We start from the raw sequence: 3,028 nt of genomic DNA on the forward strand, positions 1-3,028 counted from the left end.
GAATTCCGGAATTCCGATGGCGCAATCGAGCCCCTGGGCGACGTAACGTATGCCTTCGTCGATGATTTCGGTCCGCATCATGGCCGGCCTTTGGGTACCATGTTCACGCTTAACGGGGTGAGCAGCGTCGCGGCTTTCGTGTACAGCCTGCCCGACGAAGAAAAGCGGGTGGTGCGGCGTGATCGCCTTGACGAACGGCCAGCCACCATGCAGCGAGACGCAAGCGATCTCGTCCATCCTACCCTCGTGACGGCGAAGACCACGAGAAGCGCCAACGACGACGAAACGATCGACTTGACGTCGTACTCGGCCCGTTCGCTTGTCAGCGGTCAACGTGTGATGGATCAAGGCAGGAACGGCGTCGTCATGCGCCATGCCCACGATCTCCTCGGTCGGACGGTCGCGAAGATCGCCGCCGCCGACAGCGACTTTGCGGCCATGGAGAAGACATCCTATGTTCTCTCGTGGGATACAAGTTATAGGCTGGACATCGACGCCAGTGAGCAAACGACACGCTCCGAGCTGGACGGCTTTGGCAGGGAGGTGCGTCGCGTCGCCGTGGACTGGGATGGCGATGGCAAGGAACATGAAGTCTGGCGAGCGACGTACGATGTGCTGGGAAGGATTCAAACGCAAACAACGACGGATATCGGCGTTCCCCTGGCGCAGAATGGACGTATGGTGAGTGCCAAGGCCTCCTTGTCTCTTACGACGAGCTACCGTTACGACGGTTGGGGAAATATGTCGGAAGAGACCCGCCCTGACGGTGTGACTGTTCACAATCGGACGGATCCCGTCGAGCGGACTGACGAAACCTGGGAGGCGGCGCCGAGTTCGACCGGACTCGTTACCAGGACAGTCAGAAGTGTGACGGGAAAGCCGCTCTCGGTCGCGAGGATCCACGGCGACGGAGCAATCCTTAGCGCAATGGACTACGAATACGACGGCTACGATCGCTGTCTGGTTGAAACATCCTCCGGCGAAGATGTCGTTACGAGGAGCACTCGCCATCGTTACGATGCCCATGATCGTCTGATCGAATCGATCCTGCCGGATGGCGCTGTCGTCTCACGAACTTACCCTGCGTACACCACCGAGGGTCTGGTTACGAGCATCGCTGTGCGGCACGAGTCGCTTGGTGCAGATGACATCTGTCTGGGCGAGCAGGCTTTCGACGGGCTGGGGCGTCGGTACCTGTTCAGGGCTGGCCGACGAGACACGATTTACCGCTACGACAGTCCGATATCGTGCGAACCCGATCACATCGATCTGCCCTCCGGCCAGACGCTGATGTGCCACTACGAGAAACATCTGGCCGACGAGCTCATACGCCTGGTGAGTTCCGAAGAGACCGTGGTCCTGGAGAGGGATGTCGTCGGGGGTCGGGTGACACTGGCAGAGAACGATCTTGGCAGCGTTAGCACGTCTTACTTTCCATCGGGAAAAGTGAAGTCTCAAAGCACATTGCTGGCGGGAGTGAGTCGGGCTACAGACTACACGTACTCGTTGTTGGGGAAGGAAGTCGGAAGCACCGCCTCGGACGGTGGGTTCCGGGTGCTCGGTTACGATCTTTCGGGAAGACTCGCCATGCTCGACGTGGGAGAGATGAAGTTCGTCTTTGACTACGACGAATTCTCCAGGGCGAAACGTGTCCATAGCGAGACGCGCGACGGCGCACGCGCGATGGACATTCTGCTTGGGTACGATGATCTCGGGCGTGAAGTCGAACGCCATATCACGGCAAGGATCGGCAAGCGAACGATAGCGCGCAGCCTGCTTCAGTCATACACGGCTGACGACCGGTTATCCAGCAGAACATTCGGCGGCGAGGGAGAAGAACGCGACGAGCGCTATACCTACGACGTGCGTGGTCGCATGACATCATATGCCTGCGAAGGAACTCCGCCCCCCGAGAGCACCGAAGGGCTCCCCATTCGACGGCAGGACTTCTCGTTCGACGCGCTGGACAATGTTCGTCAGGCGACGACCTGGTACGCGGATCTCGACGAGCCCGAGGAAATAGCCTGGTTTGGCTACGACGCGCTTGATCCGACCCAGTTGGTCGAATGGCTTCGGCAGAAGGAAGGCTCTCCGGATCGCCGCATCCTCTTTGCGCACGATGAGTCGGGAAATCTCAGGGAGGACGAGGAGGGGCGTGAGCTCACATACGATGCGATGGGGCGTCTTTGCGCCTGGGTGCGGGGAGCGGAGAGTTGCGTTTATCACTATGACCCGATGGATCGCTTGGGTTCCATCAGTGACACCGTCGACCTACGCCACAGGTATTACGACAAGGACAAGCTCGCGTATGAGCGGAGGCAAGAGGACTCATCGGTGTTTCACGCAAGCGGCCGACGTGTACTTGCGGAGACGCGTCTCTCCAAGAAGGAGCGAACCGCCATCTTGCTGGGCGCCGATGCGCAGGGTTCTACGGTGTGTGAGTTGTCCGATGAAGTGCGTATTCCTGTGTACACACCCTACGGAAAGGTGTCGGCGAGGGCAGGAAAGAGCGACATCGCATACGCGGGTGAGGTTAAGGATCGGTCGACGGGATGGTACCTTTTAGACAGCTATAGGGCCTACAACCCCGTATTGATGTGCTTCCACAGCCCTGACTCCGCGAGCCCCTTCGGCAGGGGTGGGCTGAACGGGTATGTTTATGCGTTGAGCGATCCTGTGAATCACATCGACCCGACGGGGCAATCGGTATTCGCCTGGCTGTTAGCCGGCGTTGGTGCGGCTGTGACCATCGCCCTGACCGTTGCGTCGTGGGGAACGTTAAGCCCCGCCTTGGGGGCCGTTGGTTCGATGATCTGGGGTGGAGTCACCAGCTTGAATTCCGTGGGCGCATCAACGGTAGCCGTTGCGACGAGCGCCGGGGCTGCGGCAGCAAGCACGGCAGTGTCGAGTACGGTTGCGGCGGCGACACTCGTCCAGTGGGGGCATTCGCTTGTCGCTGTTGGGGGCGGCGTATCCGTGTTCCTCGAGTTCGGAGCCGCTTGGGCAGAAAGCGAGGGGGATGAGGAAC

2 protein-coding genes are annotated in these 3,028 nt (G+C 59.8%); one reads left to right on the plus strand and one right to left on the minus strand.

Annotation, left to right across the window (positions count from 1 at the left end; translation table 11 throughout):
- Positions 1-237: hypothetical protein (locus AC1DT2_RS19415; protein ID WP_477298112.1), on the minus strand; the 237-nt coding region annotated here is incomplete at its 3' end.
- 9 nt (positions 238-246) lie between these two features.
- On the opposite strand from AC1DT2_RS19415, the gene AC1DT2_RS19420 reads away from it, so the two are divergent.
- Positions 247-3,028, plus strand: a 2,782-nt coding sequence (locus AC1DT2_RS19420) for an RHS repeat-associated core domain-containing protein (protein ID WP_477298113.1), incomplete at its 3' end; no start/stop codon positions are given.

It is taken from the genome of Luteibacter sp. P4_E6, from assembly GCF_056401535.1.